Source organism: Novipirellula rosea (genome assembly GCF_039541335.1).
GTDB classification, from domain to species: Bacteria; Planctomycetota; Planctomycetia; order Pirellulales; family Pirellulaceae; genus Novipirellula; species Novipirellula rosea.
The window spans coordinates 19,948-36,015 of record NZ_BAABGA010000076.1 but is presented as its reverse complement, the minus strand read 5'-3'; the positions used below and the strand labels follow the sequence as shown (position 1 = coordinate 36,015).

General features: G+C 56.1%; 9 protein-coding genes. 4 read left to right on the top strand and 5 right to left on the bottom strand.

Annotated features, from left to right (window positions below):
• The first annotated feature begins 26 nt into the window (after positions 1-26).
• A complete protein-coding gene (locus ABD971_RS26620; RefSeq protein WP_339946656.1) occupies positions 27-1,403 on the top strand; it encodes an MFS transporter in 1,377 nt (458 codons plus the stop codon).
• Positions 1,396-2,472 (top strand): tRNA epoxyqueuosine(34) reductase QueG, encoded by a 1,077-nt coding sequence (gene queG, locus ABD971_RS26615; RefSeq protein WP_345326888.1) that lies wholly within the window; start codon positions 1,396-1,398, stop codon positions 2,470-2,472. Before ABD971_RS26620 ends, queG begins: the two co-directional genes overlap by 8 nt.
• 1,293 nt (positions 2,473-3,765) lie before the next feature.
• Here the strand turns inward: queG and scpA are convergent.
• The 4 genes from scpA to ABD971_RS26595 all read right to left on the bottom strand — a co-directional run bounded on the left by scpA (position 3,766) and on the right by ABD971_RS26595 (position 9,915).
• Entirely contained in the window at positions 3,766-5,970 is a 2,205-nt protein-coding gene (gene scpA, locus ABD971_RS26610) for a methylmalonyl-CoA mutase (protein ID WP_345326887.1), read from the bottom strand.
• Positions 5,967-7,685 carry a methylmalonyl-CoA mutase family protein gene (locus ABD971_RS26605; protein WP_345326886.1) on the bottom strand — a complete coding sequence of 573 codons (1,719 nt, stop codon included), beginning with the start codon at positions 7,683-7,685 and terminating at the stop codon, positions 5,967-5,969. Before ABD971_RS26605 ends, scpA begins: the two co-directional genes overlap by 4 nt.
• 64 nt (positions 7,686-7,749) lie before the next feature.
• Positions 7,750-8,163: a methylmalonyl-CoA epimerase gene (mce, locus tag ABD971_RS26600; RefSeq protein WP_339946364.1), complete on the bottom strand. Its 414-nt coding sequence runs from the start codon at positions 8,161-8,163 to the stop codon at positions 7,750-7,752.
• Between the two features lie 54 nt (positions 8,164-8,217).
• Complete coding sequence (locus ABD971_RS26595) at positions 8,218-9,915, bottom strand: sulfatase-like hydrolase/transferase (RefSeq protein ID WP_345326885.1); 1,698 nt, start codon at positions 9,913-9,915, stop codon at positions 8,218-8,220.
• Between the two features lie 207 nt (positions 9,916-10,122).
• Between ABD971_RS26595 and ABD971_RS26590 the strand changes: the two genes are divergently transcribed.
• Positions 10,123-11,025: an aldo/keto reductase gene (locus tag ABD971_RS26590; RefSeq protein ID WP_345326884.1), complete on the top strand. Its 903-nt coding sequence runs from the start codon at positions 10,123-10,125 to the stop codon at positions 11,023-11,025.
• A 48-nt stretch (positions 11,026-11,073) separates the two neighbouring features.
• Here ABD971_RS26590 and ABD971_RS26585 read toward each other — a convergent pair whose 3' ends face one another.
• Complete coding sequence (locus tag ABD971_RS26585) at positions 11,074-13,890, bottom strand: hypothetical protein (protein ID WP_345326883.1); 2,817 nt, start codon at positions 13,888-13,890, stop codon at positions 11,074-11,076.
• Positions 13,891-14,311: 421 nt separating this feature from the next.
• Here ABD971_RS26585 and ABD971_RS26580 point away from each other — a divergent pair, with 421 nt between their 5' ends.
• Positions 14,312-15,784 carry a hypothetical protein gene (locus tag ABD971_RS26580; RefSeq protein WP_345326882.1) on the top strand — a complete coding sequence of 491 codons (1,473 nt, stop codon included), beginning with the start codon at positions 14,312-14,314 and terminating at the stop codon, positions 15,782-15,784.
• The last annotated feature ends 284 nt before the right edge of the window (positions 15,785-16,068 follow it).

Here is a 16,068-nt window from a genome sequence, read left to right as displayed (position 1 = left end):
CTCCCACCAAACGGAAGTCCCTCGCAATGGCTCCTAGTGTTCGCATCCGTCTTTCCGTCATGATGTTCCTGCAGTTCTTTATTTGGGGATCATGGTATGTCACTGCCCCCAATTTTCTGAGCACGATCGGATTCGAGGCGGCTGATTTTGGTAATACTTACTCGGTCGGCCCGATCGCCGGATTGCTGACCCCGCTGTTGGTTGGCTTGATTGCGGACCGTTTCTTCTCGGCTCAAAAAGTGCTCGCGATCCTGCATTTGCTCGGGGGCGTGATCATGTTTGGCGCGGTTTCGTTCATGAAGGGGGAATCGCCTTCGCCGTCGGTCATCAACTGGGGATTCTTTCTCGGCTACATGCTGACCTATTATCCGACGCTGGCGTTGACCAACACGATCGCGCTGAAAAACATGTCGGATCCGGAAAAGGAGTTTCCTGGGATTCGGGTGCTTGGCACCATTGGCTGGATCGCGGCGGGTTTCGCATTGACCTTTACCGGTTACGAAACTAATTCGGGAATGTTTTACATGACCGCCGTTGCGGCGATCGCACTGGGCGTGTTTAGCTTTGCACTTCCCGATACCCCACCAGTCCGCTCGGACGAAAAGGTTTCGATCCGTCAGTTGTTCGGGCTCGATGCGTTGGCGCTATTAAAAGACCGTTCGTATTTGGTCTTTCTGGTCTCGTCGATGCTGATCTGTATTCCGCTCGCGTTCTACTACCAAATCACCAGCCGCGTGGTGGAGTTAACCGGGTTGCCGATCGGCACAACGATGTCGTATGGCCAGATCTCGGAGATCGTGTTCATGTTGGTCATGCCATTCTTCTTCAAACGTCTCGGCGTCAAATGGATGCTCGCGATTGGCATGTTGGCCTGGGTGGGACGCTACACCTTGTTTGCCTTCGGTGCGACCGATGAAATTCGTTGGATGATTATTCTGGGCATCGTACTGCACGGCATCTGTTACGACTTTTTCTTTGTCACCGGACAAATCTATACCGACAAAAAGGCTCCGGAATCGGTTCGTGCCCAAGCCCAAGGGCTGTTGGTCATGTTGACACTTGGACTGGGCATGATGATCGGGGCTCAGGTCGCCGGTAAAGTCGAAGGCCAACATACGACCCCCGAGTCCGTCCAATTTAGCGAGGTCGTGGTCGCCAAGACCAAACAAATCGACGAGGCCACAAAGGCGAACGTCAGCGAATCTGAAATTGCCATCATGCAAGAAGAAAAGACAGACGCTCGTCATTCCGAGCTCGCCGCGATCCAGTGGTATTGGTTATGGATGAAACCTGCTCTGTTTGCCTTGGCCGTGTTGGTCGGCTTCATCCTGCTGTTCCACGAGCGTGGTGTGGATATCGCCAAAGCCGACATTGAACCCATCGAGACCGCTCCCGTTGAGTGAACGCGGTGAAACAGATCCGCTCACGTCGCCCGCTGATTTTCTGGCGGCGTTTCGCGACCAAGCCTGCGAGCTTGGTTTTATCGCAGTAGGAGTCGCTCCGGCGATCGAGTCGCATGGTTTTTCGCAGTTAGCTCGCTGGATCGAAGCGGGCTACGCCGGCGAGATGGACTATATCGCAAACCGGCTAGACGCCTACCAGCATCCAAGCGGAGTGCTCGAAGGTTGCCGCAGCGTGATCGCGATGGCGTATCCCTACGACGCCGCGCCGCCTCGATCCGTTGTCTCGGGGGTGGGGCGGGTGGCACGCTATGCATGGCAAGGCGCCGATTACCACGACGTGATTCACCCCAAGCTAAAACAACTCGCAAAATCGATTCGCGAAACGTTTCCGGGGGCGACGGCACGCGGCGTCGTTGACACCGCACCGATTATGGAACGCGAGATTGCTCAACTGGCGGGGCTGGGATGGCGAGGAAAAAACACGCTGCTGCTGAACAAACGCCTGGGCAGCTATTTCTTTCTCGCCTGTGTTTTGACGGATGTCGAACTGCCCACCGACACGCCGCATGAATCGTCGCACTGTGGCACCTGCACAGCGTGTCTTGACGCCTGTCCCACCGAAGCATTTCCGCAAGCGGGGGTGCTCGATGCGACACGCTGTATCAGCTATCTGACGATCGAGAGTCGTAGCGAGATCGCAGACGACCTGCGTGAATCGATGGGGGATTGGGCATTTGGGTGCGATGTTTGCCAAGAGGTGTGCCCGTGGAATCGCAAACCGATGCGGCAGTACGAAGCTGAGGCACCGGCGCATCAACCGCTTGATGTTCTCGAGCTTCGATCTCTCTTCTCGCTCGACGAGGCGGGGTTTCGCGAGCGATATCGCAAGACGCCGCTGTGGCGGACACGTCGCCGTGGCGTGTTACGTAACGCCGCACTGGTGCTCGGCAACCAACGCGATCCCGAATCCTTGCCCGCGTTGCGAATCGGGCTCGCGGACGAAGATGCCCTGGTTCGCGAAGCGTCGCAGTGGGCCGTCGACCAGATCCAGCGTGATTCACTTGGCTGAATTGACGAACTGGGACTTGTCCCAGGCGAGGTAACTCGTGATTTGTAGTGACCTCTCCCAAAACGCAGTTTAGGGAGAGGTCGAGCAGAGCCTTCAGCGATGCTCGGGTGAGGGCCTGCCTCCGGCTGACTGGCACGTCACATCGGGTTCGACAGTGAATTGCTGCACCACTTGCTCGGACGGCCCTCACCCGGACGAGGCCTGCGGGGCCCGTCCGACCTCTCCCGTGCTTCGCTCGGGCGAGGTGACTCGTGATTTGTAGTCACCTCTCTCAAAACGCAGTTTAGGGAGAGGTCGATCAGAGCCTTCAGCGATGCTCGGGTGAGGGCCTGCCTCCGGCTGACTGGCACGTCACATCGGGTTCGACAGCGGATTGCAGCACCACTTGCTCGGACAGCCCTCACCCGGACGAGGCCTGCGGGGCCCGTCCGACCTCTCCCGTGCTTCGCTCGGGCGAGGTGACTCGTGATTTGTAGTCACCTCTCCCAAAACGCAGTTTAGGGAGAGGTCGAGCAGAGCCTTCAGCGATGCTCGGGTGAGGGCCTGCCTCCGGCTGACTGGCACGTGACATCGGGTTCGACAGTGGATTGCACCCCGACTTGCTCGGACGACCCTCACCCGGACGAGGCCTGCTGGGCCCGTCCGACATCGCCCGTGCTTCGCTCGGGCGAGGTGACTCGTGATTTGTAGTCACCTCTCCCAAAACGCAGTTTAGGGTGAGGTCGAGCAGAGCCTTTAGCGATGCTCGGGTGAGGGCCTGCCTCCGGCTGACTAGCACGTCACATCGGGTTCGACAGCGGATTGCTGCACCACTTGCTCGGACAGCCCTCACGCGGACGAGGCCTGCGGGGCCCGTCCGACCTCTCCCGTGCTTCGCTCGGGCGAGGTGACTTGTGAATTGTAGTCACCTCTCCCAAAACGCAGTTTAGGGAGAGGTCTCACAGAGCCTTCAGCGATGCTCGGGTGAGGGGCTGCCTCCGGCTGACTGGCAGGTCACATCGGGTTCGACAGCGGATTGCTGCACCACTTGCTCGGACAGCCCTCACCCGGACGCGGCCTGCGGGGCCCGTCCGACCTCGCCCGTGCTTCGCTCAGGCGAGGTGACTCGTGATTTGTAGTGACCTCTCCCAAAACGCAGTTTAGGGAGAGGTCGAGCAGAGCCTTCAGCGATGCTCGGGTGAGGGCCTGTCTCCGGCTGACTGGCACGTGACATCGGGTTCGACAGTGAATTGCACCCCGACTTGCTCGGACGACCCTCACGCGGACGATGTACCACGATTAAGCGGGCCAGACTTATCCTGAAACGGGTTTCGCGTCCTCACGCGTGGGAGTGACGTTGGCCAAAGCTGCTTCGAGTTGTTCGATCAACACCAACGCGGCATCGGCAATCTTGGTGCCGGGGCCAAAGATCGCCGTGGCCCCCGCTTCGTACAACACCTCGTGATCTTGAGGCGGGACAACACCTCCGACCACGATCATGATGCTTTCGTGACCGCGTCGGACGAGTTCCTGGTGCAGTTTTGGAACGAGCGTCAAATGGTTCGCAGTCAACGAACTGACACCGATCATTTGCACGTGTTGTTGGATCGCTGCATCGGCCGTTTCTTCGGCCGTTTGAAACAGCGGTCCAATTTCAACGTCAAAACCGACATCGGCCAGCGCCGATGCAATGACTTTCTGTCCACGATCGTGACCGTCCTGGCCCATTTTCGCAACCAGGATTCGCGGAGGCTGTCCCGCCGCGTTGGTATACTCTGCCACTTGCTGTTGTATTGCTGAAAACGCATCGCCCTGTTTCATGCCCGACGAATAGACGCCGCGTACGACTCGCGCCGGAGCCGAGTAGCGACCGTATACCGATGCGAGTGCATCGCTGATTTCCCCCACCGTCGCTCTTGCTCGGGCTGCATCCACGGCACACGCTAACAGATTGGTGTGGGGATCCGATGCGGCATTACGGAGAACGTTCAAGCTTTGCCGCAACTCGACCGGATCACGCTCGGCACGCAATCGCTGTAGCCGATCGAGTTGATTCTGCAGCACCGCTGCGTTGTCGATCTTGCGAACTCGAAATTCATCTTGATACCGCAAACAATGTCGATTCAAACCAATCACGGTCTTCGCCCCCGACTCGACATTCATCTGGGCCCGCGTCGCCGCCTCTTCGATCCGCTGTCTTGGTATGCCTAACTGGATGGCCTGCGTCATCCCGCCCACCGCTTCGATCTCGTCGATATGCTGCTGGGCTCGGTCAACCAGATCACGAGTCAAACGTTCGACGAAGTAGCTGCCGCCCCACGCATCGACGACTTTGCAGGTATCCGTTTCGTGTTGCAGAAACAATTGTGTATTACGGGCAATCCGAGCTGAAAAATCGGTGGGAAGTGCAAATGCTTCGTCGATCGCGTTGGTGTGCAGCGATTGGGTATGCCCATGGGTTGCCGCCATCGCCTCGATGCACGTTCGCGTGGCGTTGTTGTACACGTCTTGCGCGACCAAGCTGTAACCACTTGTTTGGCAATGTGCCCTCAGACACATGCTCTTGGGATCGTTGGGGCCGAACGCTTTGACGATATTTGCCCACATCAAACGGGCCGCACGCAGCTTGGCTACTTCCATAAAGTAGTCCATGCCGACGCCCCAGAAAAATGAAAAGCGGGGACAGAATTGGTCAATATTCAAACCCGCATTGACTCCCGCTCGGATGTATTCGAGTCCATCGGCTAGTGTGTAAGCCAATTCGAGATCCGCAGTAGCGCCGGCTTCTTGCATGTGATAACCGCTGATGCTGATGCTGTTGAATCGCGGCATCTGCGCGGTTGTGTAGTACAAAATGTCGGCCACGATCCGCATGCTTGGCTGCGGCGGGTAGATGTAAGTGTTTCGTACCAGGAATTCCTTCAAAATGTCATTTTGAATCGTCCCCATCAATTCGCTGGCGGGGACTCCTTGTTCTTCTGCGGCCACCAGATACATCGCCATGATCGGCAGCACGGCGCCGTTCATGGTCATCGAGACACTCATTTTGTCCAGCGGGATGTCTTGGAACAAAATCCGCATGTCTTCGACGCTGTCGATCGCCACGCCGGCCATACCGACATCCCCGGCAACACGGGGATGGTCCGAGTCGTAGCCGCGGTGGGTTGCCAAGTCAAACGCAACGCTTAGCCCGCGTTGCCCGGCGGCCACGTTACGACGAAAAAATGCGTTCGAGTCCTCTGCCGTCGAAAATCCCGCGTATTGCCGAATCGTCCATGGCCGCTGGCAATACATCGTTGCATAGGGGCCTCGCAAAAACGGAGCGTTCCCTGGCAGCGAATCCAAATCGTCCAAGCCCTCCAAATCAGCGGCGGTATAGATCGGCCGGATCGGAATCGATTCGTCTGTTTGCGTCTGAAAAACGCTGCACGGTGAACATTCGGTTTGGGGATCAACCGCACTCTTGTTGGTGTCGCCACCGCGAAGCGGCACGTCGGCAAAATTGGGAATGGGACTCACTGTGACACCTCTCTGGATGCTTGATCCCCTAGCATACGATTCATTTGCGGAATCGAGGCGCCGCTTTGTGCTGCAACGAACATCGCCTCGGCTAAGTTAGGGCCGTGTTCAAACAGCGGAATGGCAACCTGGGCATCGCCATGTTCCGCACACCGCTGCATCGCAATTTCCCGCAGCCGATCTAAATCTGGCGGTGCACGCCGAACGACGCGATCGCGTGAGTTAACGAATTTGGTCACTCCGACAATGGTCTTCTCGCCATATGCAAACTGGCTTGCCCACTTCTGCGCCGATTGTGCGACCTGCTTCGCGACCCAGCCGTTTCGCACACAGGCGAGCATGCCACCACGACGCTCGACTTCCTGAAACAGCGACCACGCCTGCTCGCACAATTGATTCGTGATCGTTTCAAAAAAGTAACTTCCCCCACTTGGATCGACGACGCGGCGGAGTTGAGCTTCTTCGCTGAGGATCAACACCGTGTTGCGTGCCATCCGTCGCCCGAATGTGTCGGGCAACTGGATCGCGTGATCCAGTGGAAGTGAGGTGATCGTGTCGGCGCCTCCGAGTAGCCCCGAAAACACGACGACGCAATTGCGAAGCAAGTTGAGGTTCAGATCGCGATCCGTCATCACACGCGAACTGGTGCAAGTTTGTATCTTCATTGACGACGGCGATCCGCCACATGCGTTCAACACCCGGGCCCACAACGCACGTGCGGCGCGCAGCTTGGCAATCGATAGAAAATGGTCCGTTCCGAGACTATAGCGAAACAAAATTTGTGCGGCCGCATGATCGATCGATAATGACTCGGTTCGCGAATCACGCGTGGTGGTCATGGCACGTAAATACTGCACCGCCGTGGCGATCGAAAACGCGAGTTCTTGTGTGTCGGTTCCGCCACCGTCGTAATAAGTGGTAGTGTCAACGGCGACGGAGCTGACATGAGGGAACGTTCGCGACGTCCAAGTGGCAAGGTCCGACAAGCCGAGCATCGGTTTGCCGCGGAGCCGGGACAGTGATGGATCTCGCGAGAGCGACCCGATCGGGTCGGCAGCAAACGCGCCTCGTGCTTCAGTAGGATCGACGCCACGTCGTTCCCACAATGCCGCGATCGAAGCTGCGGCGGCTAGAAAACTGTTTCCTGCGTCCAGTGCAATGGCAGTTTGGTCCAGCGGTACCGCCGCAAACGCGGTGTCGAAGTCGCTCGCTTCGTAAAGCATCACGCCATCTTCACCGAGTAGCTCGTTACTAAGCAACTCGTCGCCTCGTATCCCATCGCAAGGCATTTCGTTAGCCGTGGTTCGGTTCACGCTGAAGACTTGCCATGATCCCGAGCGGACCGCACGGTCCAGCCGCAATTCCAACGAAGTCACCCCACCCTGCAAATCGTCCAACGCAGCACGATTGGTTTGTTCAGGATCGGGGTGGGAGTGCCGCTGGCGAAGGTCGACTGACAACGATTGGCCACGTTCGGTGGTCATGCCGCGAAGCAAGTAATCGCGATCCCGAATCATCGGCGACGAAGTGCCAGATCCATTGCGAGTGTAAAGCGGTTGCAACACGACTGCGTCGTTGGATCGCCAATCTACTGTTTGTTGACTGGTTGGCTGCTTGATGTCGGCCGAGTCCACCGATCGAGGATCTTCGGGCTGGGAACACGCGACCTTGGACGCGGTTGAAGCTTGCGCGGAAAAGCATTTAGGATCGAGCATGTTGGAGACCATCGACGCAGAGTCTAACTTCGGAACCAACCGCCCTCATTGTAATCGATGGCAATCACCGCGTGCGAGTTTGACACAATTCTGTCAAAACACCGCCACAACTGTTCGGATGTATAAATGCGACATCCATTTGATCGGCGCCGGGACGTGGAACCGTGTCGATCATGTTCAGCCCGAATTGCGTCAACTGATCGATTCGCGTGGGAAGATCGTCGACCAAGAAGGCAAGGTGATGAAGCCCTTCACCACGTTTGTCGATAAAACGCGCGATCGGGCTTTGCGGATCGGTCGATTCAATCAGTTCAATGCGAACGTCGCCAATCCGGTAAAACGCAACCCGCACATGCTGGTTGGGGACCTCTTCGATCCCTTCAAAGATCGCTCCTAATACGTCTTCGTAGTAAGCCTGTTGCGGCTCGATCGCTCGGACGGCAATGCCAATATGATTCAGAGATTTCACCGGCTTCATTGAGGTTTCCAATTACAAAGCGTCGACGATGGCAGAGGCAGCGGTGAACGAGGTTCAAGGATAAACAAACTCGTCTTCCGAGAGCTTTTGGTCATTGTTCTTGTCAAACTTGGGGAAGCGTTTCGGAGCTTCGTCGGGATCGGGCTGATGCAACAGGAATTCTTCGAGTGTTAAGAACCCATCTTGGTCGCGATCGCGTTTGGCGAACATTGCCGTACGCGACTTGGCATTCTGAGCCCGCTTTTGCTGATCCTGTTTCAATTTTTCGGCTGCAGCTGCTCGCTGTTTCGCGCTTTTCCATTGCGGTTTGGGTTCGGGTTGCTTCTCTAGTTCCGCGTTCATGGTTGCGACGATTTCGGGATATTTGCTGGCAATATTTTGAGTCTCCAGCGGATCCGTCTCATAGTCGTAAAGTTCCATCTCGGCAGAATCCGGTTTCGCGCCGATCACTTTCCATTGGACCATGCGGTACCGCGAGTTGCGGATCGCACGCCCGAGCCGTGAAGATCGCGGGTAAACGTGAGTCACATAGTCGCGGACGTGTTGGGCCGGGTCTCGAACGACTGCCGCTTGGCTGACGCCATCGAGATTGGGTGCCGGTTCGATGCCAGCCAATTCAACCAGCGTTGGATAAATGTCGACGGTTTCCATCATCGCGCTGGTGGACGCGTCACGCGCAGCACCGGGGGCGGCAATGATTACCGGGATCCGTGCGGCTTGCTCGTAATTGGTGTGCTTGCACCACATCCCGTGGTCACCCAGATGCCAGCCATGGTCGCCCCACAAAACGATGATCGTGTTGTCGGCGAAACCGTGCTCGTCGATCGCTGCGATGACCTTTCCAATCTGGGCGTCCGCATAACTTGTTGCGGCATAGTATCCGTGAATCAGGTGACGCGTGGTGGACGAATCAATCGGGCCTTTGATTCGCATGTCGCTGTAATTGCGAAGCTCACCCCCGCTGGTTCCAGCGTACGTGGGAGCATCGGTTGGCGGCGATGTCACCTTCGGCATCGGCAGCTCACTGGGGTGATACAGGTCCCAATATTTTTTCGGTGCGACGAACGGCAGGTGCGGCTTCAAAAATCCAGCGGCAATGAAGAAAGGTTGTTCGAGATTCTTTTTCGCCTCCGCAATACGCTCGATCGTTTCCAACGCGATCTTGCCATCGCCGTACGTCTCGTCGGATACGTCAGCCGATTCGGTTGCCGGACCTCGCTTTTTGCCTTTGGCATCCGGGACAATGTTTTTTACGTTGGCGTCTAGCACATAGCTCGGACCTTTGGGCCGCCATGACGGCACGCTCCACGACGCTTTGTCGTCGATATTGCCATGTCCGATATGATAGATCTTGCCAAGCCCCTGGGCGAGATAACCGTTGTTTTTAAAGTGCTGGCTCAGCGTCACCACTTCGCCCCGCTGGGGATCATTCGCGGTCAATTCGGATGTGGCCAACCGAAAATGGGTGGGCAAGTCATAGACGCCGATGGTTTGCGGACGCAGACCGGTCATCAAAGAATTGCGACTCGGTGAACAAACGGCTTGGTTACAGTACGCGTAATCAAAGCGGACGCCACGCTTTGCCAATGCATCGATATGGGGCGTGACAGCAACGGGATCTCCAAAGCAACCGATCGTCGGCTTCAGATCGTCGACGCAGATCAACAGGACGTTAGGTCGCTCGGCCGCCAATCCGACCGCCGGGCATGCAATAAAAAGAGTTAGGCCAAATAACAATGCGATGCGGGGCATTGATGAACTCCGAAGGGTAGGATCGAGGGTAGGTGGTCGAGACGAGAACCCTTAATATAGTCGCTGCAAGATGTCGCGGAATCCAGCCGCGCGATCGCGCATTGTCGATTTGGATCGTTTTCGTCTTAAACGAGCCTGTGGCCAGCGCCGTCCGCTCGGGGCGTTATCGCAAATCACTTACTCTCACCTGCTAACACCATTACAAATATGAATTTACCCACTCGAAAACTTGGACGCACCGGCATCGAGGTCACCCAGCTTGGTTATGGCAGCATGGGACTTCGGGGGCCAAAGACATGGGGTGTGCGTGATGTCAGCGACCAGGACGCCGAATCGTTCTTGAATCTTGTGCTCGATTCCGGGATCAACTTTATTGACACCGCACCCGATTATGGCGCTAGCGAAGAGCGGATCGGCCGTTTTATTGGTTCGCGACGATCCGAGTACTTTTTGGCCAGCAAGTGTGGCTGCGTCTACACGCAGCACGAAGACCACTTGGAAATCAACCATCACTGGAAAAAGGATGTTATCCAGCGCAATTTAGAATTGAGTCTGGCGCGAATGCAGACTGGGCATCTCGATTTGCTTCAGTTCCACGGCGGAGACGCCGAAACGTTGGAGCGTGAAGGATTGATTCGCCAGTTGGTCGATTTTCGTGCTCAAGGCCTCGTCCGGTTCATCGGCATTTCCACCAAGCTGCCCGAAATCACGAATTTGATGAAGCTGGGCGTTTTTGACACCTTTCAAGTTCCCTACTCCGCGCTCGCGCCCGAGCATCACGAAGCGATTACCCAGGCGGCCAACAATGGGGCGGGAATCATCTTGCGAGGCGGGATCGCCCACGGTGGGCCTGACGCGGAAATCAAGCGGCCGGCGCTGGACGACGTTTGGAACCGGGCAAACCTGGACGAACTGCTGCCCCAGGGGATGTCACGCGCCGAGTTGATTCTGCGTTACACGCTGTCGCATCCCCATTGCCACACTACGATTGTAGGAACGTGCAATCCAATGCATCTGGCCGAGAATATTGCCGCGGCCAAGAAAGGGGCACTCCCGGAGGAACTGTATCAAGCGGTCACCCAGCGCGTTGCCAATGCCGCATCGCCGTGACGCGGCATCGACAACGCGGTTGAAGTTGGATGCTTCGTTTTTTGAACGCTATTCGACCAACGTTGCTCCGCCGTCGAACTGTTGCATCAAGCTGTAGTCAGGAGCACGCGGCTGAGGACGCGATGGCAGACAACAATCGTTGCAGCCACCGATCATGCCCGATTCTCGTGTGCCGGACAGCGTCAGCAAATATTCCGGATCCAATTTGCCTGGATCAATCCACAATCCTTCGGCGGTCAATTCCATCGTGCCAAGATCAAAGTCCAAGCTGCGACGGACCACTTCATAGTTAACAAAAATGTTCAGTAGCGCGTTCTGTGCGTCCAACAAGTCGTTCAACGCACTGATCGCATCGCGGGCCGCGGTCGGACCACTGCTGCGACCCCGAGCATCGTTGAGCGAGCGAATGTCGGCATTCAATTCAATCTGCGATGCTGCGATGCTGACCGCTTGTCGTCCAAGTTCGAAGGTCAAACGGTTGGCCTGCAGTTGCCGAATCTCAGCACGCACTTGCTGCCACACATCGTCCTCGAATCCGTAATAAGCCCGTTTGGCTTGTTCGTAGGCAATCAACGTCGCACGATAATTGTTCCGCTCGATCAAACGAGTGATCGGTGCATCCCATTGCAGTCCGACTCGCAATCGTCCCGTCGATGAACGCAGGTCCAGTGGATTGTTGCCGACATTTTGCACGTCGCCATTGAAGACCACGTCAAGCGAACTTTCCAAATCGTTGGCCACGACTTCGATCAGTCGCCATTGGTCCACCAGATCGGCACGAGCATTGGCCCAATCGCGGCGGTTCGCACGAGCAATCTGCAGCGCCGTCGCTGGTTCAATATCCACCTCAGGAAGCAACACGCTTTCGGTCCTCGCACGGGCTTGGATCAGTTGCAACGTCAGCACGTCGTCGGCAAGTTCGGCCAACAGGTCTTGGGATGCGAGAATAATGGTATCCCGTAACGTCTGAGCCACTTTTCGCGGATCGGTGTCCTCAGGACCTTTGTTCACAATGTTTTCAATCGATTGGTCGAGCTGCTCGATTCGTTGCTGATACGTATTCAAACGCTCGCCAAGTCGATCGTACTGATCTTTCAATAACTCGCTCAGTGAAGCCAAACCTTCGATGTCAAACAGCGATTCGTCAATATCCGATGTGTTCAGTAGCGAACAGATTTGGGTCTTCTGCTCTTGGTACATCTTGCTCAATTGACGGTTCTGATTTTGCCGTTCGTCTAACGATTCGGTAAATCGCTGGATGTCTTCGGTGATTCGCGGCAAGTCTTCCTCGATCAGCGTTCGATTAAATTCTGCAAGTGGTTGAATTTCGCCTCGCAATGTCAGCAGCGTTTTCGCGAGTTCATCGGTCCATTCGATCTGAGATTCGGGCAAACCGGTGGCTTCATCCACTTGAAAGGTTCCGCGTTCGAGGATCGAAACATTCAATCGTCCAACGCTGGTTCGGACCAACGCAAGTTGTTCGCGGCGACCAAGCAGATCACGATCGATCAACTCAAATCGTTGCAGGATCGGATCTTCCAGTCGTGCACAGATGTAGGGCGGCAAACCAAGGTTGCGGAGAAACGCGTCGACGGATCGCTCGTAGCCGGCTTGTTGTGCCACCAATTGACTCTGCGATCGCAGCAAACTCGATCGTGCCTGAGCCACCTGCAATCGTTGACGAATGATGGTCTCGGCGTCATCCGGAATGGTGGTCAATTGTTCGATCAGCGTGTCTTCGAGAATCAACAAGTTTTCCGCTTGGCGGGCAATGTTCTCTTCGAGGTTGCGGATCTGCAATTGAGTTTGCAGCAAGCCGAGATAGCCGCTCGCACTGCCACCGCCGGTTCCGAAGCCCTGTCCATTGATCGCAAGGTTGGGGCCGCCCGTACTGACTTGGCTCTCCAGCCCGCGTCCGATCGTAATGTTCAAAAAGAAGCTGCGGCGGTAGCGTTCAAAGGCGCGAACGTTGGCAAGCAGGTTTCGCTCGGCAAACGTCAAACCCTCCAGCACCTGGTCGCGACCGGCACCACGTAGCAGCGGTTGCAGCAACGTGAAATCGAAGATGGTCGATGCACTTTGCGAATTCGGGCCGCTTAGTTCCCAGACGATATTGTTCGCGACTCCTGCGATTAATTCACCGCCGGTGGCAAAGCGACGTTCCAGCGAAAGCGGGCGACTGCCGTTGCTATACGTGCCGACTTCGAACCGAGTGCTGCTGTTGCCGCCCCCGCCGCTGCGACGGCGACCATCGGCTGTCAAAAACGTCTGGGCACCCCCAAAAAACTGCGTGTCAAATTGGAAACGCTGGTTGCTGACATCCAGCGCCGCCAAATACAGTTCCTCGAGTTGGGCTTGGTATTCGGGCGAGTGCAGCAGCGCGATCCGAACCGCATTTTCAGCATTCAGCACCAACACGCCGTCCTCGTCCAGCGGCAGAAATTGCCACCAATCGGGACTTTCGGCCGTATTGGTAACCCCGGATGCTTCCCACAATGGGTAGCCGCGTCGATCATCAACACATTGCATGTACTCGTACGACGAAGGATCGTCGGTGGGGATCGGTTGAAAATCCAAGTCAAATGGATTGAACATCCGGCTGCGGCGATCGACGTCGATCCGCAGTGCCATGTTAGGGGGGCGAGATATGTGTTGCGATTTCTCGTCCAACAACATATTGGCTTCGCAATCGGCTTGCTTGCGATAGTACTGACGATGGCAGCCCACGCTGCTGAGTATGATGTTGCTCAAAAGCAGCGCACAGCAAAGTGGTTTCATTCTCTTGCGGACTAGGGACCAGAGGGCCGCAAACCGTTCTGCGGCGATCGACGAGCCGACCGCCAATCGGGGGTGGGATTTACTCACGTGGGCATTCGGGTGTGAGAGAATTGATTTATTGGGGACAATGCCTACAAAACGCACATCCGTCAGTACAGTTAACGAATTCGGCCTGCCAACGTGCGGTCTTCACCGGATCGCTTGGTTATGCCGGTGGGGAGGGGCGATGCGATGACGGCGGTACGGGTTGCAGCGACTTTGACGGCGGTCGCAGCGGGGGGAGAGCTCGCGAATCGAATCCGCAAAATGGACCAGATGCCTCAAATTTGCTCACACGTTCACGCGAATCTCCCGCAGATTACGAGAAAAGCTTGACGGCGCATCTTGCCCAACTTATTATCCAACGGAGGCATTTTTGTTTGTGACTCTCAACCACAAACCGCCTCCGAACCCTCGCGGTCGTCTTCTTCGTCTCTTAATGCCTGTTCAACCTCTCGCTTAAACGATCATGCAATACGCTATTCTAGGCTTACTGATCGTTGTCGTGATCGGCTTCTTCGTCCTTGTTTGGAAGGCTGCACCGACTTGGCGGTGGTATCACCTCGTCACCGTCAGCATCACCATGCTGTTGGCCGTGCTGTTTATCTTTCCTACCGCCGGGGCCCTGAAGAGCCGTGCGGCATGGCACCAGATCAAAGAAAAACTCGAAGTTCGAGCAGAAAAGGCAAAACAAGAGTATCAAACGCTTAAATTTGGCAGTTTGACCGGCCCCGAAGCCGGCAAAGGCGTCGTCGCGTTGAACCACGAATTGTCCGTGATTTCGGTCGAAGCAGGTCGAGTTTGGCGGTCCTTGGAACTGAAAAACGGTGACCTCAAAGGGATCGTCCTCGCCAACACACAACCCGCTCCGATCATTCCCGATGACGCTGGCGGAGCCCCTCCGGCGGCCGCAGATGATGCCGCAGCGGCACCAGCTGCCCCAGAAGCTTTGGTCCCCGAAGGCTTGATCGTTTATGGCTTTGCCGAACGACCAATGCCAAACATGAACTTGCAATTGCCTCGGTTTTATCTGGGCGAATTTCGAGTGATCTCGAGCACTCCAGACCAAGTCACGCTGCAACCGACCGGTAAGCTCGAAAAAAATCAACAAGATGCGATCACCAGCATGCAGGCCGGAAGATGGTCGATCTATGAAATGCTGCCGCTCGATGGACACGAGATCTTCATCGCCGAAGGCAGTACACCTGATGAAAACCATCTGTTCGGACGCGTCGACGACAAACTGCTCGCCGATCTGTTTGAATCCGGGGTAAGCCAAAAAACGTTGGACTCGTACCTGCGTGATGGCAGCCAAGCGACGCCCGACGATCCACCGCTGAGCCGATGGACTCGAGTGGAATTCATCAAAAAACACAAAATCCAAGTCGATGGCCAACGTACGACTGCGGCTACCGATGGCGACTTCTTTGACGGTACCGGACGTGCCTTGGACAGTCGTTTGCAACGCAGCGAAGAAGACGACGTGTCGTTCAACGTGGGCGATCAACTTGTCCTCAAGGAAGAAGCGGCCAACGAATTGATCGATCTCGGCGTGGTAAAGCTGATCAATCAATATTACATCCGACCGTTAAACGATTATCGATTTGTGCTGCGTCGCATCCGCCTTCGTTTGACCGCGTTGGAATCTCAGGTCCAAGAAGCGGATTACCAAAAGACGGTCCTGCAAGAAGCAATCCGAGCGACCGAGGCCATGTTGACGTCCACGCAAGCAGACAAGCTGAAGCTTGAGCAGGATTTCGATCAAACCGAAAAAGAAAAGCTCGCAATTAAGGCGTACCACGACGAGATCGCCACGCGAGTCGAGCAAACACGCCAAGAATTGGTGCGGCTGTACAACCAAAACCAACAGCTTGAACAGCAACTCGAAACGATCCACAAGACGATCAAAAGTCGCATGGACGCGCTCACGCTGGCGCCCTAATCGATCTTCTCGATCGCTCCTGCACCGCCAAACCTACGCCCACCCCACGCCCAATCCGTAGTGGACGAGGCAACGAGTCCTTCCGCGCACCGTCCCTTCCTCTACGCGCTCCGTCCCTCCTCTACGCAAACAGGTTCACCGCAACCAAGCTTCCAAGCCTCTTCCACCAACCCACGCAAGCCTGCTCAATTCACGCTAGTTTTGCGAAAGAAGCTTCCTTCACGTCTTCATGGTTCGACGTTCTGATAGCAGGTCCTGTGGGTGAGTTTGCGAAAACCGCAACG